The organism is Lysinibacillus sphaericus (genome assembly GCF_001629735.1).
In the GTDB taxonomy this organism is placed as follows: domain Bacteria; phylum Bacillota; class Bacilli; order Bacillales_A; family Planococcaceae; genus Lysinibacillus; species Lysinibacillus pinottii.
On record NZ_CP015224.1, the window covers coordinates 3428116 to 3449272 of the forward strand.

Sequence of the window (21157 nt, forward strand, 5' to 3'; positions counted from 1 at the left end):
TTCTCATTTTATCAAAATTATTAATTGCTTTGAATAAAAATTAATAATTCCTAATTATTATGTATTACACTAGCGAATAAAGACAAAAATGTCCTGGATCGATTACTCTTATCCAGGACATTATTTTATTTATTATTCTAATTCTAGCTGCTTGGTTTCCTTCCCAAGAAATATGACGCCCACAACACCTATAATTATTGCTCCACAGAAAATGGCAAAAATGAAGCCTATATCATAGCCAGCTGTTAATAAAGAACCTACTAGTAAGGGCCCAAAAATCCCACCAATTCGCCCTGCAGCAGCTGCCATTCCTGCACCAGTGCCACGAATAATAGAAGGGTATTGCTCAGGTGTATAAGCATATAACGCCCCCCATGCACCTAAGTTAAAGAAAGATAAAAACATGCCAGATAATACTAGTACGACAAGTGTATCAGCATTCCCAAAAATGAAAGCACTCACTGCTGTACCAATTAGATAGGAAACAAGCACAAATTTCCGCCCAAATTTTTCAATAAACCATGCGGCAGTAAAATAACCAGGTAATTGAGCTAATGTCATAATGAGAACGTACTTAAAACTTGTAATCATATCAAAGCCCTTACCAACCATGACACTTGGAAGCCATAGGAACATACCGTAATACGAAAATACAACTGTAAACCACAGCACCCAAAGCATCAATGTGGAACGTGCATATTTTTTTGACCAAACTTCTTTTATATTTTGAAGGATACTACGCGCTTTGGCCTCTTTTTTCACCATAAACTGCGGTGAATCTGGGAGATGCCATCGAAGATAAATAGCATAAAATGCAGGGAGTGCTGTTAAGACTAACGCTACTCGCCATCCCCACGTTGGAATAACAAAATAGGATATTAATGCGGCAATTAGCCATCCCGCTGCCCAAAAGCTTTCCAATAAAACAACTACGCGCCCTCTTTCTTTTGCTGCCACACTTTCAGACACTAATGTGGATGCAACAGGTAATTCTCCGCCCAGGCCCATTCCTACTAAAAATCGTAGCATTAAAAATGCTGTTAATGTAGTCGTAAAAGCAGACAAACCGCTCGCAATGGAAAATAGGACAAGTGTCCACATAAAAATTTGCTTTCGCCCTACCTTGTCGGCAAAAACACCAAATACAAGGGCTCCTACAGCCATTCCAATTGAATTAATACTACCAATCCAACCAGATTGACTTGGTGTCAGTCCCCAATCTGCTGCCAATGCTGCAATGACAAACGATAATATCCCAACATCCATTGCATCAAAAAGCCACCCAATACCCGCAATACCCAACAGTCTATTTCTAGAAATTGTTTGCTTCGATTTATTTGTTCCTACAGTATTTGTCGTCATTTCAACCACCTGTCTTTACACTTGACTTTACATTACAAGATTACTATACAGTTGTTTCAAGAAAGTGACAAGCAAAATTCAAATTACCGAATTGTTTCGACAATTTATGAAATGCTATTGAAATAATAGTGTGATTTGCGTTAAAATGTCTTTTATACAAAAACAACTGTTCTTTCTATGAGAACAAAAGGAGATCATATCTTTATGTGGAAAGGCCTTATTGAAGAATATAAACAATTTTTACCTGTAACAGAAAATACACCTGCATTAACTTTAAACGAAGGCAATACGCCTCTTATACATTTAGTGAATTTATCCAAGAAATTAGGCATTGAGCTTTACGGTAAAATTGAGGGTGCAAACCCAACCGGCTCTTTTAAAGACCGTGGTATGGTATTTGCAGTGGCCAAAGCTATTGAAGATGGTAGTAAATGTGTTATTTGTGCCTCAACAGGAAATACATCTGCTGCTGCAGCTGCTTATGCTACAAGAGCTGGTATTCAATCCATCGTTGTAATTCCTAAAGGAAAAGTTGCCCTTGGTAAGCTTGCACAAGCAACTATGTATGGTGCAAAAATCATTGAGATTGACGGTAACTTTGATGATGCTTTAAGTATTGTTCGCCAAGTAAGTGAAACAACTCCTGTCGCTCTTGTCAACTCCGTCAATCCATACCGCATTGAAGGTCAAAAAACTGCATCATTTGAGATTGTAGATGCCTTAGGCTCAGCTCCTGATTATCTATGCATCCCAGTTGGAAATGCAGGGAATATTACTGCTTACTGGAAGGGCTTTAAAGAATATCATGCTGCTAAAGATTCTGGTCTACCCAAGATGTATGGCTTTGAAGCTGAAGGTGCAGCAGCAATCGTCAAAGGAGAGCCCATTGCCAATCCAGAGACAGTTGCCACTGCTATTCGAATTGGTAATCCAGCTAGCTGGAAATTGGCAGAAGCAGCTCGAGATGAATCTGGAGGTATAATTGACTCCGTAACGGATCAAGAAATTATTGCAGCTTATAAGTTAATCGCAAATACAGAAGGTATTTTCGTTGAACCAGGGTCTGCTGCATCATTAGCAGGTGTTATTAAATCGGTGGAAAGCGGAAAAATTCCAATGGGTTCAAAAGTAGTGACAATCTTCACAGGTAATGGACTAAAAGATCCTGATACAGCCATGGATGTATCCACAGTAGAAGTAGTATCCCTTAAAAATGATGAAAATGAAATTCGAGAATATATCGAGGGAATACTATGAATAAAACGTGGCAAATCTCAGTTCCAGGAAGCACAGCCAATCTAGGGCCTGGCTTTGATTCCATAGGACTCGGCTTGTCTCTATACTTACAATTAACAGTTACTTTACAGGATACATGGGCTATCATCCATCTTGATGATAACGGTCCTAAAGAGTTTGAGCTTGAAGAACATTTACTATACGTCATTGCAAAAAAAGTTGCTGAGCAATATGGGCAACAATTACCTGCATGTCGTGTGGAAATGGCTAGTGAGCTACCATTAGCACGTGGGCTTGGAAGCAGTGCGGCTGTGATAGTTGCAGGTATTGAACTAGCCAATCAAGTATGTGGGCTTGGCTTATCGGTACAAGATAAACTCAACTTATCATCTCAAATTGAAGGACACCCAGATAACGCAACCGCGTCAGTCTTAGGGGGGTTAACCATTTCATCTATGGATGAAAAAGGAAATGTTGATACTTTCCATATCAATAAAATTGATGCTTCCTTTGTGGTATATATACCGAATGTTGAATTAAAAACGAGCGAATCTCGATCTGTATTACCAGAGCAATTTGACAGAGCTTATGCTGTTCATGCTTCAGCAAATGCTAATATGCTAGCTGCTTCACTAATGGCACGTGATTTCCAGCGTGCGGGTCGTTATATGGAAGAAGATTTATTTCATGAACCGTTTCGTGCAAAGTTAATTCCCGAGTATAGTGAAATTCGTACAGCCGCTAAGAAGAATGGTGCTTACGGGACTGCTTTAAGCGGGGCTGGTCCTACATTGATTTCTATTATTCCTTCTACTATTGCTGGTGATTTTGTTCAAACTATGAAAAAACAATTTCCTGAACATCAAGTGATTGTAACAAAAGCTGATGAGCAAGGTATACAAGTACGTGAATATATGAAACGTCTACTTTAATAGTAGGCGTTTTTTCTTGAAAGCAAGGGAGGATAAAACTAATATTATAGAAGTATAGGGTATGACCTGAAACACCTATTATTGAGATACGCGCTTTTCTAAGGAGGAACTATCTTGAAGCCAATTATATTCTGTGATTTCGATGGCACGATAACAGAAACTGATAATATTTTTTCCCTGATGACAGAATTTGTTCCGCAAGAATCTGAGAAGATTGCGAAAGCTATGATGGAGCAAACAATTTCATTTAAAGATGGACTCTCTGCTATGTTTCATTTACTTTCTACTGAACAAAAAGATGAAGTCATTCAATATCTTATGGATACAGCCGTCATACGTGAAGGATTCGAAGATTTTGTTCGATATGCTCAAAATCATGACATTCCGTTTTATATTGTAAGTGGAGGAGTCGATTTTTTTATTGAGCCTTTAGTAGAAAAATACGGCCCTTTCTCAGGTATATACTGCAATAAAGCGGATTTTTCTGGTGAACAAATTAAACTAATTTATTCAAATAGCTGTGATGAGGAATGTGCAAAATATAGTACTCAAGGATGCGGCTGCTGTAAGCCTAGCGTTATGCGGAAAGTCGCAAAAGAAGAGCATTTTAAAATTGTTATCGGTGATTCTCTTTCAGATTTTGAAGCTGCTAAACAAGCTGATATTGTTCTGGCTAGAGACCATCTCATTCAGCGCTGTGAAGAGCTTCATGTTTCATATAAACCATTTATCACATTCCATGACTGTCTAAAAATTGTGCAAGAACTTATGGAAACCAACCATGCTGTACCAACAACTTAATGCATGCCTAAAAAAAGGGAACCATTTTATAAATGGCTCCCTTTTCATATTGACTTATACTAATAATACTAGGCTGATGGCCATGACAGCCATTCCCCCTACCAAGCCATACATTGATAAATGGGTTTCATCATACCTCTGCGCTGCCGGTAATAATTCGTCCAATGAAATAAAGACCATTATACCTGCAACTCCAGCAAAAATGATGCCAAACATAACGTCTGTTAAAAATGGCATAAGCAGCAAGAAGGCAACTAATGCACCAACTGGCTCTGCTAACCCTGATAAAAATGATAATTTAAAAGCCTTTCGACGGTTGCCCGTTGCAAAGAAAATTGGAACAGACACTGCTATCCCCTCAGGAATATTATGAATCGCTACTGCTATGGCAATGGCAATTCCTACATTGGGATCGTTAATAGCTGACATAAACGTAGCGATACCCTCAGGAAAGTTATGGATTCCAATAGCCAGAGCTGTAAAAATACCCATCTTCATCAAATGATCTTCATTCACCTGTGGCTTTATTGCATTCACATCTTCTACTAGCTTTACTTCATGAGGATTTGTTGATTTTGGAATGAATTTATCGATTAAGGCAATGAATAACATACCACCGAAAAATCCGGCAATTGTCATCCAATAACCATTCGTATTACCTAATGCATTCGTTAAAGCATCTTTAGCCTTAACGAAAATCTCAACAAGTGAGACATAAATCATAACGCCTGCTGAAAAACCCAATGCTAGCGATAGAAATTTTGTATTTGTTCTTGATGTAAAAAAAGCTATTAAACTACCTACTCCAGTTGCAAGCCCTGCAAATAGAGTCAGTCCAAATGCTAGTAAAACGTTTCCGTCCATACCCTTCTTCCTTTTCCCTTTTTTTTATTGTACTCATCTTAACGCAGAAGTTTCCTAAGAGCAATTCTTTTTTACAAGGTAAATTTGGTCCATTGACCTTGCTTCATCCGTTTGCGCACAAAAAAGCAGTATCAATTCATATGAATTTTGATACTGCTCTCACTATCTATTTATGATCCGATTGGAATATTCTTTTACGACGTTCATACCAGATGACACAAATAATGAACCAAGTATATCCCATACTCCAGCCTGCGAGTACATCAGTAGCAAAATGTCTTGCGCCAGCTATACGGGATAATCCTATAAGCACCATCAGGATCGTAGCTCCAAGCCACAATAGGATTTTACGACCTTTACTATTATTTTCAGCTAATATATATGCGGTTGCAAATAAATACAGAATACCGGTCATCGCATGTCCCGATGGAAAGCTATAAGATGTTAATTGATCTTCAATTTCAGGTCGTGCTCGTTGAATCCATTTTTTTAATACTTGATTTAACACATTCCCTGCCGCAAATGTTAAAACAATAAATAGCATACCTCGATAATTTTTTGTCTTCCACGCTAAATACACAATCAAAATTACTGCTACAATAACAACAAATATAGGTTCTCCTATATAATGAAAAACTTCAAGAAATTGATTCCCAAAAAAGACATGTGCCATTTTTGTATCAAACTTATTCATCCAATCACTTTGAAAAGTTAAACTTAAAAAAATAAATATAATTAGTGTAATGATTGCCAAAGGATAGGCCCATTTTTTCATACTTTCACCTCAAAAACATATTGCTATGATCTTCACATCATAACATAATTATGTCCGAACTAGAGGGAGAGAAGCATTAATTTTATTAAATACATCGTTGCATTCTTGAGTGATCATCGTGGACTGTTCATTAGGTTTGTTAAAGTAATTAGAGACAACCAATGCAACAATGAATAAAATAGCCACGATAGGTAGTATTTTTCTAAATATCATCCACACACTCCTGTTCTACAGCTATTATTTGATGAGCACTGGATCAAATAGCCAATCCGTTGGACCAAAGTTTGGATCTTTTTCTCCTCTTACTTCACGGGAGATTCCATGTTTGATAATAACTTCTCTAAACCTTTTACTAAATAAGGTTTTTTTATAAAGATATCTTCCATCATGACTCCATTCAGCTGAGTAAAAGACGTCGCCTTTCAACGCTGCTAAATCTTCCTGATAATACATATCTGGCCCTTTGATAACTCCATTCAAACCACAGCTACATGGAGGTTGTTCAGTTGCAAAGTATAATTTTACTCTATCATGACTACATGCGGGTAGGATTTGTGTAGGAATAATTTGATAAGCTGGCTGTTTTCCTTGCTCAGGTCCCTGATGGATTACCTCTAAAAATTCAAACCCTTCTAGTTTTTCCCTTTTCAGTAGTGCTACCAGTTCCTCAGAAGCTACCCAATATCCACTTACATGCACTAAATGACGTCCATTCATGTGTGAAGTGTCAATAACTATAGGAGATAATTGCTCTTTATCCATAAGTCCGCAATTCTTACAATGAGTACTCAAAGTAAATAATGTCCCTTTATCCTCTAGAAACATTTCAGGTGAATTTCCTGTTGAATTTAAAGTAAACAACGGTGCTCGTTCATACTCCAAATCAGAAAATTCAAAGTAGAATCGTTCTCCAATTGAGACAATACCAAATTCACGTTCTAATGACTCATATAAAGCAGCTACTTTCTCGTATGTTACATCTTCGTTTAATGTAAAAATAGGATTAAATTTTGTTTTTAAATTTCTCTTTCTAATTTCAGGCGCACCAATAGCAATACCATGACGATTATAAACGTTAATCACTTGATCTTGACTAGATTCATCTATAGAAAACAAATTTTCGAGTTCTACTTTCACAATACACGCCTACCTTTATAAAGTTTTATGGTGAAGTATATTGACTGCTAGTTACCATTCTATAATCTACCGTTTACATACATAGTTAGGGTTACTTTTTGTTGAAGAAAATCATTTGTATTACTACTCACTATAGCAAATCTACTTAACCACGGTAATTTAAGCGTACCAGTACTTATACCGATATTTCAACTTCGGGTTTACGCCAATTTTTTGGCGTGATTCATGCAAAATTATGGCGTGATTTGGCGGTTCTCAAAAAACACCGCCATTTTTTTGGCGGTGTTTTAAAAAGATTATAGTAACTTCAGCATATAAATAAGGTATTTTTTTACACAGTATTATAAGAGAAGAATTTTTGTAAGAAAGTACCTTTTGTAGGAAAATACATCAAAAGTATAACATGGAAATTCCTTAGAGTAAATTCATTCTTTCAGCAAGATTGACAGCCTCTGTTCTTGAATCTACATTTAGCAAAGAAAACAGCTGTGTTAAATATCTCTCAGTAGTTCGCTGAGGAATATTGAGTTCAATCGCAATTGCTTTATTTGTATGACCTTCTGCAATAAGTCTTAAAATTTTCTTTTCTTTTTCATTTAAATGAATATCTTTAGCATTTTGAAGTTTAAATTTATCATCGAGAAAATCTAAGAAATTTTTCGGTAAAACAAATTCACCATTTGCAATCGCCCTAACTGTTCGTATGATCTGCTCCTTAGAGGCTGTTTTTGCTAAAATACCTTCTATTTTTCTCTCTAAAATTAGGGGATAATAATCTGTTATATCGTCTCCTGTATAAAGGATAACGGAAGCATCCGACTGAATGGCTTTAATATTACGGGCTAAATTAATGCCATTTTCCAACGGCATGTTAATATCAATCAAGTAAATAGCATATGGCTTATTTTTTATTCTTTGAATGACACAAGTGGCATCACTTTCCGTATCAATAATGATATCTTCATTTTCTTGAAATAAGTTTTTAGTTCCCTCTAAAACTATAGGGTGATCATCCACTATGAGCATGGTAATCATGTGTTTCACTCCCTTCTTTAACTGCTATTCTAATAGACATCCCTTGGTTTAGTTGTGAGTCAACATAAAAATAACCATTAAAGGCTTTTACTCGCTCCTGCATACCTCGGATACCCATTGACTCTGCTACGATAATATCCTCTACATTACACCCTACACCATCGTCATAATAAATAATTTCAAAACCATCATTCATTTCCTTTAGATGGATTTCAACAGCTGTTGCATAGGAATGTTTTAAGGCATTATTCAATAGCTCTTGGAATAATCGATAAATCATTAAATTCATACGCTCATCTTCTAAATATAAACGGTCTATTGAATAGATTAACACAAAGTTAGCTCTCTCTTGAACCTTCCGAATTAACTTTTCTAATGCCGCATTTAAACCTAATGTATCCAGTAATGGAGGCTTTAAATTCTCACAGTATGCTCGTAATTCATATAGAGAGTCAACCATTTGCTTATGAATTTGAGCAAGCTTCTCCTGCATGTCTGATGTATCCTTTGCGTTAACAAGGACATCTACCTCTCTGGCAATATGAAGTTGTTCCTGCAAATTAGTGTCGTGTAACTCTTGAGCTAACTGATATTTTTCTTCTTCAAATCTCAACCATAATAGCTTATTAAGCCACGGCAATTGACCGTCGTCAGCTTGTTTCATATGCTTTAATTCATCTAATAGTTCTTCCACCATCTTTGTATTTTCAATAAAATTATTTACATACAATAGGAGCAATTCGAGCCATAGTAGCTCCTCGTCTTTTAAATGAATGGTATTGTTATGTCCCAGCACTAAAGCTCTTTTATAATGTGCATCCTGATGGAGAAATGCTAAATAAATTTTATCAATCTTACGTATTTCTCCTAATCTAATATCATCCATTGTGTCAGCTTGTAACAAAATTCTTTCCCCACTATTTGTAAGGAATTCATTCGTACCATAGCTATACGTTAAGACAAAAACATCCTCTAGCTCCAGATGAACAGAAACCTCATAAGCGAATTTCTCTAAAAGCTCATCAATTTTAACGGTTTTCCCAATTTTATCTACAGCCGTGTACAGCTGATGAATATAATCACCTTTTGTTGAAAATAGTATTTTCCGCTTACGATAATCAACTTTTTCTTTTACATAAAAGAGTATGACTAACGAAGAAAATGTAAAGAAGGACACACCTGACATAACACTGATTTTTAAATATTGACCCGCAATGAAGTACAATCCAACTGTGAACCATAGGGTAAATATTAAAGAAAAAATAATATAGTAGCGCAATCTAGTAATATGGTACTCGATGTCAAATAGTCGTTCTGCTAATTGTGTAAAGATAAAGCTAAAAGGTATCAGTAATAAAAATAAGGAGCTAATCTCAGATGAAAGGATATACGTATGAAAAAGGATTTTTGGAAGTACATACAAAAATAGAAATGGTAAAAATGGAATCATTATACTACTCAATAAAATCTTCAACTGAGGTGAGTTATATTTGAAATAGCTTACTAATAAAATACCTAAGATAATTATAAGCAGAATAAGAAATAACAATAATACAATATTTGAAAGTCCATCATTTGAAGCAGGGAAAGCAGTTCCAATACAAGCCAATACAAAACCAATGAAAGGCATTAAATAAAAGAACCGGATATTATTCGTAAACATCCATGTTGTTTTCATAAATGAAAAATAATTTCTTAAAAAATGTAATAAAATCACTAAACATAATAACATAGTAGTACGATTTACAATAATTCCTATCCCATCCAGCCTACCGGAGACTCCACTACTTACATAAGCTAGCGAAACAGTTAATATAAAAAGAATTAGTAAATCTGTTAACCTAGTATTTCTTTGTTTGTAATATAAATAAAAAGCAACAAATAACGTTAATAAATAATAGCAAGCCGGAACAATTAATACATAAAAGAACTGCTGAGGAATATCTAAATGTTTAATATGTATATTTATTATTTTTCCATCTGGCTTCATAATTGTAAGATCATTGGCAGATAATATTTTTGATTTATATTTCAATTGATTTAGCTCGGCAATCGGGCCATTATCTACGTTTAAAACTGCATCACCAATGGTTATATTCTGCCCCTTAGCCCAATCTTTATAATATAGTTGAGATACTAGCCATTTACCATCTTTTTCTTCTACCCCAATTTGAATATATGGCGCGCTATAATTCACAAAATTTAAATATAAACCTAACGCTAAATAAAGGACTATAGCGGGCCAAAAAAAATTTGAACGCAACGTATTTAGTTCCAAATATCACTTTCTATAGGCATTTGCATTTCATCAATAAAAGCTTCTAAAATTGCTACTTGTTCTATAGATGAAATTCCAATTAATGAGGCTCTCTGTTCTTTTAATAATGCAACTAGGCTTGGGTTTTGTTCTAAGTACTGAATTACATTAATCATCCTATCGCTCCTCATCATTTTATTAATTTTTGTAGGTAGTCTTTAGCTAAATCATTTAATTCTACATTTTCAAGATAACTTATTGCCTTCAATTTATAGACATTTTTCACAGTAAGTGCATAGCGTATTGCCCCGCCATTTGTTAACTCATTTTCTGCTTCTTTATGATCCAAAATTGTAACTATATCATCATTATAATAGTCAGCTACAGATTTTGAAACATCATTTTTCTGGGATAAAAGATAAATAATCGGCAGGGAGAATCTTTTGTTTAGTAGGTCATTTTTCGGTCCCCATGCTTTCAAACTTTGGATATCGTTTTTAATTTGCTGAATAATGCCTATGTACTTTCCATAAGCCTCTACTTCTTGGGATACTTCCCCTTTGGCAAGAACCTCTCCAATTAAGCAACTCATCGCTGTTAAGGAACCTGATTTAAGCGTAATCATTTGTACATAAGAATCTTCATCGCGGCAATTATTTAATAAGTCTAATTGTTGACCACTTATACTTTTTAATGCGCATTCTTCAAGTATTTTTATAGCAGCTCTTTTATGCTCAAAAGACGTTTCATCAATTGTTTTTGAAGCCATAATCAGCATAGCTAGAGCAACATTTAAAGAAAGCTCTGGTGTCCTGCTCCAACTATTATCTGAATCCTTATCTTGAAGATCATCGATAATATCAAATGACAATATTAAGAGTTCAACTGCTGCAGCAATTTTGTATATGTCGTTATTTCTACTATTTGAAAACGCCTCAAAATGCAAACAGCATAATTTACCAAAAGAAAAACCTGCATCTATTTTTTCTTCTTTAAAGCTTTTAAACAAATGTTTTAGCTCATGACTAAGAAATGTTTCACTTTCAATGAGAATGTCCAATGATTTATTAATACACTCATCCAACCCGTTCAATAGTCCTCTCTCCTCTCCGATATATTAATAGATATTATATAGATTAGTGGGAATTAATACTAGCAGCACCAATAATATATACATATAATTCCATAAATCACTATATAAAGTTGAAGAGCGCCAAAAAGTGGCGTTAATTACTTAAACCACGCCATTTTTTTACCTAATTGATAAGGATAAAATGGCGGTAGAGAACGATGTACCGCCATAAAATTGGCGTAAACTCACCATTGAAATGGCGTTATGACAGATGTTACGCTTATAGTAATAACATTTGATTTTCTCATTGTCCTGATAGATTGATGAACATGAATTTTTATGTACTGGGAGTGTTTTAAAAATGAAAAATGGATTTAACGAAACTGTTTTCATACTTACGGCTACTTTTTCATGTAATATCTCTGTCTCAGCTGAAGAGATTATAATTAAAAAGCCTACAGAGGAGCAACTACGAATTGAAAGGATTATTACTCAATCTGAATTAAAAGCTTATCAAGAAACTTTAACGGTCTATAAAAAGCTTTCAACCTTCTCAAACTTAATTAGTGATGTTCCTGGATTTGAAGATTCTTTTCAGCAAAAAAGAGATTACTATATTCAGCAATATGGCATTATAAAAGTACCGAATGACAATTTATTTAGTATGCCATCCGTCAATCCATTAACCTTTGGATTAAATATAGAATCACCTACCACTTACATGACAGCGAATTACACGATTATTAATGCTAGAGGGCTAGCAGCAGTGACAGACTCATCTATTACTCATAAATTAGATGAAAATATAAATATCTCGGGATTGTCCATTAATGAAAGCACTATTTCCTTTAATATGGATGCTACATTTTGTAGTTCCATAAAAACACCGATTACCCATTGATATAAATAAGCAGATAGCATTGGTGTCCCTTCTCTGATTCCATCGTTATCTGCTTTTATATACAACAAAAAGGTGCCTCAATCGCTTGAGACACCTCTAGGCTATTAACCTTTTACATAATAAACTTCTTGTCCGCTTTCAACGATATGCTCAGGCTTTGGCTTACCTGCACTTGCCTTATGACCGGCAATATGCTCAGGGCTCTTCTCCCAATTTTTCCATGCTTCTTCTGATTCCCAACGAACCATCACTAGCACTTCCTCATCACCACGGCGAACTTTCTTGACCAGCACCTGCTTATCAATGAAACCAGGTTGTTGTTCAAGTAATGATGGACTGTTTGGCTTTGCGCCAAAACGTTCCACCACTTTATCCGAATTCCCTTCCGTCACAACGATACGTTTAATTTGTACAAACATATTAGTTAAACGCCTTTAATACATCTTCAACTTTTAGTGTTTCAGATTGTAAACCGCCACCTGAAAGATACCAAACTTCTGGGTCTAAGTAGAACACTTTACCGTTCTTCACAGCATTCGTTGCACTTACGATTTCGTTTTCAATCGCGCCTTTAGTACCAGACTCGCCGTTTTCGTTTACAACTGCGTCACGGTCAACTACAAATAGAATATCAGGATTTGTATCACGTACATATTCAAAACTTACATTATCACCATGTGTTCCAACTTTAACATTCTCATCAGCAGCTTTCACACCAAATACATCGTGGATAACACCAAAACGTGAACCTGAACCATACGCTGATAATGCGCCTTCACTACCTAATACGATCAAAGCTTTCTCTTCTGATGCTGTTGCTTTGCCTTTTACTTCTTCAACTTTAGCTTCATATGCAGCGATTGCATCTGCCGCTTCTTTTTCTTTACCGAAAATTTTACCAGCTAATTCTGTATTAGCTTTGAATGACTCTAGGAAGTTTTTATTATCTACTCCAATGTAAACTGTTGGAGCAATTTTAGATAACTCAGCATAAGCTGCTGACGCACGACCAGAGATGAAAATAATATCTGGGTTGATTTCAGATAATTTTTCATAATCAGGCTCAAATAAAGTACCAGCATTTACATAAGTGCTATCTTTATATTTGCTTAAGTAAGATGGTAATGAATCTTGTACTACTGCAGTAGGATTAACCCCTAATGCATCTAAAGTATCTAGGAAACCATTATCAAAAACAACAACCTTTTCTGGGATCTTATCAAGCTTTACTTCTTCAAATGTAGTCTTACCATCGCGACCTTCAATTGTGCTACCTGGAATTGTTATTGGGTATGCTGCAGATGCCTCGTTTTTTTCTTCTGCTGGTTTGTCAGTTGACGTACCTTTATCTCCTTCTTTTGCTTCGTCTTTTGAACCGCAAGCAGCTAAAACTAATAGCATCATCGCCATTAATATTGTTAGTAATTTCCATTTTTTCATTTTGAAATTTCTCCTTTAAATTTATTTTATAGTTAATGGATGGTTAAACCATCTGCTACTATTTCTAAGAATTAAAATAAACACAAATTCTGCAGCCATCCTGCTCTTGAACAGGAATATCCATATCATAGATTTCCTTGAGTGCGTCTGAGTTAATGATATCGTTGGTAGAACCATTTTTCACAACACGACCATCTTTTAATGCAACAATATTATCTGAGTAAACGGAAGCAAAATTAATGTCATGTAGTACAATTACAACTGTTTTCCCTAACTCATCCACTAGCTTACGCAAAATCTTCATAATCTGAACAGAATGTTTCATATCTAGATTATTCAATGGCTCGTCCAATAGGATATATTCTGTATCCTGAGCAATAACCATTGCGATAAAAGCACGCTGACGTTGACCACCTGATAATTCATCTAAGTAATTATGTTGAATATCTTCTAAATTCATATATTGAATAGCTTCATCCACTTTTTCTTCATCTTCTGGTTTTAAATTTCCTTTTGAATAAGGGAAACGTCCAAAGGATACAAGCTCACGAATCGTTAAGCGGACATTCATAAAGTTAGACTGTTTTAATATGGATACTCGCTTGGCAAAATCATCCGATTTCCAGCGCCTTACATCTGCTTTATCGAGTAGAACTTCTCCAGTATCTGCATTCAGTAAACGGCTTACCATTGAAAGTAGCGTGGACTTCCCTGCACCATTTGGTCCAATAAAAGACGTAATTTTCCCTGAAACAATATCGACACTTACATCTTGAACGACAGGTTTTTTTCCGAAAAACTTCGTAATTTCTTTCACTTGTATCATCCTGCTGACCTACTTTCTCTTAATAATAAGTAGATGAAGTATACCCCACCCACAAAATTAATAATGACACTTAGTGTAGTACTGAAAGTGAATACTCGCTCAACCATCCACTGCCCACCGATTAAAGCAATAATACTCATTACACAAGAACCAGCAATTAAGATGGAATGCTTGTATGTTTTAAAATACTGATACGATAAATTCGCAACAATTAAACCAAAGAATGTAATAGGCCCAACTAATGCTGTTGAAATGGAAATCAAGATAGAAGCTAAAATTAACATACGTTGTACCAGCTTATCGTATGGTACACCTAAATTAATTGCTGTATCACGTCCTAACGACATGACGTCTAATTGATTCATATGACGCCAACCATATATGAATGTTATCAAAATGATTACACCAGCTAGCCAAACTAAATCTGAATTAACATTATTAAAACTTGCAAACATTTTACTTTGTAAACCTAAAAATTCATTAGGATCGATTAATACTTGGAAGAATGTTGTAATGCTCCCTAAAAACGTACCAACAATCATACCCACTAGTAGTAAAAAATAAATAGGTCGCTTTCCTTCTTTAAACAATACTCGATAAAAAACTAAAGCGAAAACAATCATTGATACGATAGCAAGAGTAAAATTATAGTAAATATTGATAACTAAAATAGATGTAGAGCCAAAGAAAAAGTAGATGAATGTTTGAATCAACATATACAAAGCATCTAACCCCATAACACTTGGCGTTAAAATCCGATTATGGGTAATGGTTTGGAAAACAACTGTTGAATAGGCAATAGCTATACCCGTTAATGCCATCGCTATAACTTTTATGACACGTCTCGGAAAAGCATAATGATAATTACCATTTAATCCCCAAAATAGATACAATAAGATAGCTAACACGGCAAGTCCTAGTAAAATGAACATTCTTGTACGATTACGCATATGCTCTCCCCCTAAACAACATAACTAGGAAGATAGCACTTCCAATTACACCAACAGTCATACTAATTGGTATCTCATAAGGGAATATCAGTACGCGTCCTAAAATATCGCAGAATAATAAGAAGGACATACCAAGTAATGCTGTATGTGGCAATGTTTTTGCCAAATTATCACCTTTAAACAGTGAAATAATATTCGGTATAATCAAACCAAGGAATGGAATGACACCTACTGTTAGCACCACTGTTGTGGAGATAAGAGCCACCAATACTAAGCCTAAATTCACCACAAACTTATAGGATAGGCCAAGATTTTTAGCAAAATCCTCACCCATACCGGCTACTGTAAAACGATTGGCATAAATATAAGCTAAGATAAGTACTGGTACACTTATGTATAACAGTTCATAACGGCCTTTCATGATTAACGAGAAATCTCCTTGTAACCATGCAGAAATGTTTTGGATAATATTTGCCTTATAGGCAAAGAACGTTGTCACGGAAGACAAGATATTACCATACATTAAGCCAATAAGCGGTATAAAAATCGCATCTTTAAACTTAATTCGATTTAATATTTGCATAAATAATAATGTGCCGGCTAGAGCAAATATGAAAGCGAAGGAAATTTTTTGGAAATACGTGACATTTGTGAAAAACATCATGGAAATCAATATACCCAGTCGAGTGGCATCTAAAGTACCTGCTGTCGTTGGTGATACGAACTTATTCCTACTTAAGCTTTGCATAATTAAACCAGCAATACTCATACCTGCGCCTGCTAGCAAAATGGCAACAAGTCTGGGTACACGACTAATTAAAAATAGTCTAGTTTCTTCTGATTGGAAGTCTAATAGATCACTTGGTTTAATATCTACTACTCCGATAAATAGCGATACTATAGACAACACAACAGTTGCTGTTAAAAGATATCTTATTTTCATAGTAATCCCCGGTAGATTTCAATTTTGTGTGTAATGTTACGTTTAGTGAAAATGATTATCATTACTCACGATTTCCATTATAGTCATGTTTTTATTCTCAGTCAACCTGTAAATGAGAATTATTCTCGTTTTATTTAAAAGGAACTAAAAAACGTGTCTAATTAACGAAATATTAGTATTTTCGCCAAACTTTCTACCTTACATAATTCACTATTTCTACAACTTTTTTATCCAAACAAAATGGTAATTGAGAACATCCCTTCGTCTCAATTACCATTCTTATTCATTATATTATTCGTCTTACTTTTCTTAACCATGCTGAAATAATAAATATGATTAAGACTAAACCTACATATCCCATTACTGCATAGAGCTTAGCTACAAGCGTCGTAAATCCAGCTAGACTGGCTAAAAAGCCTAAGCTTCCTATAAAAACAACCGCTACCTTAAAGCTAGGTCTATCAGGCTTAAAGAATCTTACCATAAAAGAATAAAGCATCCCTACTGCAGTATTATAAATCATCCCTAATAAAGAGAATGTCATTAATAGCCCGATCAATGGATGAATTTCATTTGCTAATGCTAGCATAGGAATATCTAGTCCTATTACAACGTTCATTTTTGCAAGAAGAGAAAAATTAATAAGCAAAATTAAAGCACCTAATAGAATTCCGCCAATAATGCCCCCCATTCCAGCTACTTTATCATTGCGCACCGAGCCGCACATCACCGTTAATAATGAGAAACTTACCCCAATATTGAATGACATATATAATAATGCAGTCAACCACCAGCTTTTTGAGCTTATTTGTGCCTGCTGCGCAATTACTGCTTGTTCAACAAAGGTAAGATCCATTGTTGCAATGGCATAGATAGCAATAATAGAAACAATTGCTAATAAGTAAGGAGTTGCTAATGCAATAATATTAATAATGCTTTTAACATCCATCATCACAGTGGCTATGGTTAGCAGAATCATACATATACTCCCTAGCCAAATAGGTAGCCCAAACATTTGCTGTAATGTTGCACCTGCACCCGCAAACATAATAACAGCCACGCCAAATAAAAACAGCGATAATAAATAATCCAATACAAGACCGACAGAATGACCAGAAATCTGATAAATCAAATCCTTGTGGGATGCAGTGCGTAATCTTGAGCTAACCTGGGCTACACACATACCAACAATAGAAAAACCAACCATAGCTAAGAGGGCACCATAAACCCCTTTAAAGCCATAGCTTGTAAAATAGAGGACAATTTCCTGTCCAGATGCAAATCCTGCACCAACGATAATTCCTACATAGGCACCGCCGATTTGCAAGCTCTTTTTCAATCAGTTCTCTCCTCGTTTTTTCCTTTAGAGCAAATGATTTTCATTCCATTTTTATTGATAGACCTCTTTGCTTATTGTCAGCTTATCGATAACTGCCATATTCGGTGTATAGCCAATACCGATTTCTTGTGGTACATCAATATATCCATCTTTGACGATGACTTCTGGATTAATAATATCCTCATACCAATAATGACTAGAGCCCGCGGTATCTCCAGGCAATACAAAATGACTAAGCGAGGTTAAGGCAATATTATGTGCTCGTCCGATTCCTGCCTCTAACATTCCTCCACACCAAACAGGAATTTGATTCTCCTTGCAGAGGTCATGAATTCGTTTAGCTTCGGTTAGACCGCCAACTCGTCCAATTTTAATATTGATTACACCACAGCTTCCTAGCTCAATTGCTTTTCGAGCATCTTCATACGATGTGATACTTTCATCTAAACATATTGGCGTTTTTATGTTTTTCTGCAAGGTTGCATGATCCACAATATCATCAGGAGCCAAAGGTTGTTCGATCATTAGTAAGTTGTAATCATCAAGCTGCTGTAATATGGCGATATCATTTAATGTATAAGCTGAGTTCGCATCGACCATTAAAGGTAAATTTGGTAGCTCTGCACGGATTGCACGTACCACTTCTACATCATAACCAGGCTTAATTTTCACTTTTACCCTTTTGTAACCCTTTTCCAAATGGCTTTTTATTACTTCTATTAATTGAGCTATTGTAGCTTGAATACCTACACTGACCCCAACTTCAATACATGTTTTTTGCCCACCTAAAGCCCGTGCGAGAGATTGTTTTGTTTGTTGGGAATAAATATCCCATATAGCACCTTCTATCGAAGCTTTCGCCATGCAATTTCTGCGAATAGAAGCAAACAATGTAGTCACCTCATCAGGATGCCCGATCTCTTTATTTAGCAAGATGGGTATTAGAAAATCTTTCAGCATATGCCATGTCGTCTTTAAAGTTTCCTCTGTATACCAAGGCGCTACAAAAGCAACCGTCTCTCCCCATCCAGTAATCCCAGATTCATCTTTTGCTTCTATTAATAACAGTTCTTTTTCGTCGACTGTACCAAAGCTCGTTGAAAACGGTGCTTTCATCGGCATTTTAATATGTCTTAAAGTAATCTTTTCTACTTTCACAAACTTCACTCCCTCTAATTATTATAAGGCTAATAAGGAGCGTCTGACTAACAGATAGCTATGGACATATTCTGGGTGCTTCTTGACACGTACAATTGCATAGCCTTGATTGAATAATGCTGTTAAGATCTTTCTAATTTTATAGCGCCAGTCCTCTGCAAGTTTAGGACTTTCAACTTTCACTTTCTGCAAATATTGAGGAATCGGTAATAGATAGGCCTCCTGATGAAAGGAATGTTCCATTTGAAATGTATTATCTACGTCTAGGACAGGCAAGCCATCGACAGTTAATGTCCATGGTACGATTTCCTGTGCGATTTCTTCTAGTTCATCAATGCTATCAGCCATTTGTTCACGTTCTATCCACCACTCAACAATCAGCCTGTCTGAAGGTAATCCTTCATTAAAGTCATCTTCAAGAGCGCCGTAATAATCATTTTCGTATCGATAACTAATAGCATTTAGCTTTAAAAATGCCAAATTAGCTAAGCTCACCTCCAGAGGTTCAAATAACCAACGAACCAGTTGAAACCCATTTTCTTTCGCATATTCTTGCTGAGCGTGCTTTAATAACTCACCTACACCTTGTTCACGATATGCTTTCTTTACGCCAATCATGTGTGAATGTAAGTATATTTCTCTATCATGATAGCCCACAAAGCAATAGTTAAAGCCAATTAGCCTTTCTTCTAAATAAGCACCTAAAACTAATCCGCCATTTTGTACAACTGCTAGTAATTGGTGAGTGGGAATTGCTTGGCTTCCCCATATTTCAGCATTCAACTTTTGGACCTCTGCCAGTTCTATAGGTGTCATGACTTTGTGAATTTGCACTTGCTCTAACATTATGCTGACGCCTCCTTTGTATCTGTTGACTCCAATGCTAATAAGACTGCTCTCGTAAGAATCTCCACGCCAGTAACAAGTCGTGCTTGTTTAAACTTCATTTTCGGATGGTGTAATCCTGGTGTTAATCCACATCCTAAGCCCAACATGGTTGTTTTTAAGTGTGGCCTTTTTACCGCATAATGATGAAAATCCTCTCCACCAGGTGTGTGTACCGGCTTTCTTAAATTTGATAATCCGGCAGCCTGTATAATTGCTTGTTCCATAATATATTGTGCACTTGTATCAACTTCCGCAGCTACAATATTGGCAACAGTACGTAATTCAATCTGCACCTTATGCAATAGCTTAGTGGAATCAATAACACGTTTGACCCCTTGCGCTAAATCATCCATAACATTATTTTGCTGAGCACGAATGTCTATCGTAAATGAGGCATTACCAGGTATGATATTGCCTGATTCTCCCCCTGCATGGAACTTTGTCATCTTAACTGATACAGGTACCATTGGATCGGTATGAATGGTTCGTAAATCTTCAATGATGGTAGCCCCTACTTCGATTGCATTAACGCCAAGATGTGGCCTTGCAGCATGGGCATCCTCTCCAATAATCTCCCCTTCTAGTAAACGAGAGGCTCCGTGATACAAGGCTGCACAGTATGTACCATCCTCTAGCTCATGAACGGGTCTTACATGCACACCAAATAAATAGTCAAGCTCATCAATTACACCTTCTTCTAAGACTGCTAATGCTCCCGTCCCTTTTTCTTCAGCAGGTTGGAAAATAACACGGATTGTACCATTAAATGATGGCTGTTGTTCTTTTAATAGTAAGAGAGTACCAATAGCCATTGTCATATGTCCATCATGCCCACAGGAGTGGTTTGCACGGAAATGGCCATCAACCTCCTGCCATAATGCGTCTATATCTGTTCGTAAACCCACTTTAGGACTACCATGACCCACATCAACATAAAGACCTGTAGAATTTTTAAAGCGAATTGGCGAAAACCCTTCTTCCGTTAATAAATCTACTATATAATTAGTTGTTTCTATCTCATGCCAGCTAATTTCTGGATTGGCGTGTAAATACGTAAAAATCTCCATTAATCTTGACCTCAAACGGTCCAATTCTTCTTTCATACCATCCAACCCCTTAAAATTTTCTTATAATTATGATTATTATAGCGAAAATAATGATCTTCCACATAGAAACTTATACTCTTGCTCCATAAAATTACTACTTAAGATAATATATTTCGCGCTAGACTTCATAAATAG

22 protein-coding genes are annotated in these 21157 nt (G+C 35.9%); 4 read left to right on the top strand and 18 right to left on the bottom strand.

Translation table 11 applies throughout. From position 1 onward, the window contains the following. Positions 1-132: 132 nt before the first annotated feature. Positions 133-1362 carry an MFS transporter gene (locus tag A2J09_RS16815; protein ID WP_031416519.1) on the bottom strand — a complete coding sequence of 410 codons (1230 nt, stop codon included), beginning with the start codon at positions 1360-1362 and terminating at the stop codon, positions 133-135. A gap of 204 nt (positions 1363-1566) precedes the next feature. On the opposite strand from A2J09_RS16815, the gene thrC reads away from it, so the two are divergent. The 3 genes from thrC (at position 1567) to A2J09_RS16830 (ending at position 4331) form a co-directional block, all read left to right on the top strand. Then, positions 1567-2619 (top strand): threonine synthase, encoded by a 1053-nt coding sequence (thrC, locus tag A2J09_RS16820; RefSeq protein WP_031416520.1) that lies wholly within the window; start codon positions 1567-1569, stop codon positions 2617-2619. After that, entirely contained in the window at positions 2616-3530 is a 915-nt protein-coding gene (gene thrB, locus A2J09_RS16825) for a homoserine kinase (protein ID WP_012295829.1), read from the top strand. Before thrC ends, thrB begins: the two co-directional genes overlap by 4 nt. Positions 3531-3644: 114 nt before the next feature. Further along, entirely contained in the window at positions 3645-4331 is a 687-nt protein-coding gene (locus tag A2J09_RS16830) for an MtnX-like HAD-IB family phosphatase (protein WP_031416525.1), read from the top strand. A gap of 54 nt (positions 4332-4385) precedes the next feature. On the opposite strand, the gene zupT is transcribed toward A2J09_RS16830, so the two are convergent. The 8 genes from zupT to A2J09_RS16865 all read right to left on the bottom strand — a co-directional run bounded on the left by zupT (position 4386) and on the right by A2J09_RS16865 (position 11492). Further along, positions 4386-5195, bottom strand: a complete 810-nt coding sequence (zupT, locus tag A2J09_RS16835) for a zinc transporter ZupT (RefSeq protein ID WP_036162366.1) — start codon at positions 5193-5195, stop codon at positions 4386-4388. Positions 5196-5361: 166 nt separating this feature from the next. Further along, the gene (locus A2J09_RS16840; RefSeq protein ID WP_012295832.1) at positions 5362-5970 is read right to left on the bottom strand and encodes a phosphatase PAP2 family protein; all 609 of its coding nucleotides are present in this window, start codon (positions 5968-5970) and stop codon (positions 5362-5364) included. 48 nt (positions 5971-6018) lie between these two features. After that, complete coding sequence (locus tag A2J09_RS23795; protein WP_155726279.1) at positions 6019-6183, bottom strand: hypothetical protein; 165 nt, start codon at positions 6181-6183, stop codon at positions 6019-6021. A gap of 24 nt (positions 6184-6207) precedes the next feature. After that, positions 6208-7107, bottom strand: a complete 900-nt coding sequence (locus tag A2J09_RS16845) for a hypothetical protein (protein WP_012295833.1) — start codon at positions 7105-7107, stop codon at positions 6208-6210. A gap of 414 nt (positions 7108-7521) precedes the next feature. Then, entirely contained in the window at positions 7522-8142 is a 621-nt protein-coding gene (locus A2J09_RS16850) for a response regulator transcription factor (protein WP_031416532.1), read from the bottom strand. Further along, positions 8117-10405 carry a sensor histidine kinase gene (locus A2J09_RS16855; RefSeq protein WP_031416533.1) on the bottom strand — a complete coding sequence of 763 codons (2289 nt, stop codon included), beginning with the start codon at positions 10403-10405 and terminating at the stop codon, positions 8117-8119. Before A2J09_RS16855 ends, A2J09_RS16850 begins: the two co-directional genes overlap by 26 nt. 5 nt (positions 10406-10410) lie before the next feature. After that, positions 10411-10575 (bottom strand): competence pheromone ComX, encoded by a 165-nt coding sequence (gene comX, locus A2J09_RS16860; RefSeq protein WP_012295836.1) that lies wholly within the window; start codon positions 10573-10575, stop codon positions 10411-10413. Between the two features lie 14 nt (positions 10576-10589). Continuing rightward, entirely contained in the window at positions 10590-11492 is a 903-nt protein-coding gene (locus A2J09_RS16865; protein WP_099805356.1) for a polyprenyl synthetase family protein, read from the bottom strand. A 340-nt stretch (positions 11493-11832) separates the two neighbouring features. Between A2J09_RS16865 and A2J09_RS16870 the strand changes: the two genes are divergently transcribed. After that, positions 11833-12372, top strand: a complete 540-nt coding sequence (locus tag A2J09_RS16870) for a hypothetical protein (protein WP_012295838.1) — start codon at positions 11833-11835, stop codon at positions 12370-12372. A gap of 104 nt (positions 12373-12476) precedes the next feature. On the opposite strand, the gene A2J09_RS16875 is transcribed toward A2J09_RS16870, so the two are convergent. From A2J09_RS16875 to A2J09_RS16915, 9 genes are all read right to left on the bottom strand, one after another. After that, positions 12477-12791 (bottom strand): antibiotic biosynthesis monooxygenase family protein, encoded by a 315-nt coding sequence (locus A2J09_RS16875; protein ID WP_012295839.1) that lies wholly within the window; start codon positions 12789-12791, stop codon positions 12477-12479. 1 nt (position 12792) lies between these two features. Beyond that, positions 12793-13812 (bottom strand): siderophore ABC transporter substrate-binding protein, encoded by a 1020-nt coding sequence (locus tag A2J09_RS16880; protein WP_012295840.1) that lies wholly within the window; start codon positions 13810-13812, stop codon positions 12793-12795. A 64-nt stretch (positions 13813-13876) separates the two neighbouring features. Next, the gene (locus A2J09_RS16885; protein WP_008175175.1) at positions 13877-14638 is read right to left on the bottom strand and encodes an iron ABC transporter ATP-binding protein; all 762 of its coding nucleotides are present in this window, start codon (positions 14636-14638) and stop codon (positions 13877-13879) included. After that, a complete protein-coding gene (locus tag A2J09_RS16890; RefSeq protein WP_031416540.1) occupies positions 14635-15588 on the bottom strand; it encodes an iron chelate uptake ABC transporter family permease subunit in 954 nt (317 codons plus the stop codon). Before A2J09_RS16890 ends, A2J09_RS16885 begins: the two co-directional genes overlap by 4 nt. Next, positions 15581-16531, bottom strand: coding sequence for an ABC transporter permease (locus tag A2J09_RS16895; RefSeq protein WP_031416542.1), 951 nt, complete (start codon positions 16529-16531; stop codon positions 15581-15583). The genes A2J09_RS16890 and A2J09_RS16895 overlap by 8 nt, the downstream gene beginning before the upstream one ends. A gap of 286 nt (positions 16532-16817) precedes the next feature. After that, entirely contained in the window at positions 16818-17870 is a 1053-nt protein-coding gene (locus tag A2J09_RS16900) for a YkvI family membrane protein (protein ID WP_031416543.1), read from the bottom strand. Between the two features lie 51 nt (positions 17871-17921). Further along, positions 17922-19028, bottom strand: coding sequence for an o-succinylbenzoate synthase (gene menC / locus A2J09_RS16905; RefSeq protein ID WP_036162369.1), 1107 nt, complete (start codon positions 19026-19028; stop codon positions 17922-17924). Positions 19029-19049: 21 nt separating this feature from the next. After that, positions 19050-19874, bottom strand: a complete 825-nt coding sequence (locus A2J09_RS16910) for a GNAT family N-acetyltransferase (RefSeq protein WP_012295844.1) — start codon at positions 19872-19874, stop codon at positions 19050-19052. Next, positions 19874-21019 (bottom strand): M20 peptidase aminoacylase family protein, encoded by a 1146-nt coding sequence (locus A2J09_RS16915; RefSeq protein ID WP_031416547.1) that lies wholly within the window; start codon positions 21017-21019, stop codon positions 19874-19876. The genes A2J09_RS16910 and A2J09_RS16915 overlap by 1 nt, the downstream gene beginning before the upstream one ends. Positions 21020-21157: the final 138 nt, after the last annotated feature.

Coding starts and splice junctions, on each gene's coding strand:
- zupT (WP_036162366.1), bottom strand. CDS start 5,195: ATGGACGGAAACGTTTTACTAGCATTTGGACTGACTCTATTTGCAGGG.
- A2J09_RS16840 (WP_012295832.1), bottom strand. CDS start 5,970: ATGAAAAAATGGGCCTATCCTTTGGCAATCATTACACTAATTATATTT.
- A2J09_RS16890 (WP_031416540.1), bottom strand. CDS start 15,588: ATGCGTAATCGTACAAGAATGTTCATTTTACTAGGACTTGCCGTGTTA.
- A2J09_RS16880 (WP_012295840.1), bottom strand. CDS start 13,812: ATGAAAAAATGGAAATTACTAACAATATTAATGGCGATGATGCTATTA.
- A2J09_RS16910 (WP_012295844.1), bottom strand. CDS start 19,874: ATGTTAGAGCAAGTGCAAATTCACAAAGTCATGACACCTATAGAACTG.
- thrB (WP_012295829.1), top strand. CDS start 2,616: ATGAATAAAACGTGGCAAATCTCAGTTCCAGGAAGCACAGCCAATCTA.
- A2J09_RS16815 (WP_031416519.1), bottom strand. CDS start 1,362: ATGACGACAAATACTGTAGGAACAAATAAATCGAAGCAAACAATTTCT.
- A2J09_RS23795 (WP_155726279.1), bottom strand. CDS start 6,183: ATGATATTTAGAAAAATACTACCTATCGTGGCTATTTTATTCATTGTT.
- thrC (WP_031416520.1), top strand. CDS start 1,567: ATGTGGAAAGGCCTTATTGAAGAATATAAACAATTTTTACCTGTAACA.
- A2J09_RS16870 (WP_012295838.1), top strand. CDS start 11,833: ATGAAAAATGGATTTAACGAAACTGTTTTCATACTTACGGCTACTTTT.
- A2J09_RS16915 (WP_031416547.1), bottom strand. CDS start 21,019: ATGAAAGAAGAATTGGACCGTTTGAGGTCAAGATTAATGGAGATTTTT.
- A2J09_RS16850 (WP_031416532.1), bottom strand. CDS start 8,142: ATGATTACCATGCTCATAGTGGATGATCACCCTATAGTTTTAGAGGGA.
- A2J09_RS16875 (WP_012295839.1), bottom strand. CDS start 12,791: ATGTTTGTACAAATTAAACGTATCGTTGTGACGGAAGGGAATTCGGAT.
- comX (WP_012295836.1), bottom strand. CDS start 10,575: ATGATTAATGTAATTCAGTACTTAGAACAAAACCCAAGCCTAGTTGCA.
- A2J09_RS16885 (WP_008175175.1), bottom strand. CDS start 14,638: ATGATACAAGTGAAAGAAATTACGAAGTTTTTCGGAAAAAAACCTGTC.
- A2J09_RS16895 (WP_031416542.1), bottom strand. CDS start 16,531: ATGAAAATAAGATATCTTTTAACAGCAACTGTTGTGTTGTCTATAGTA.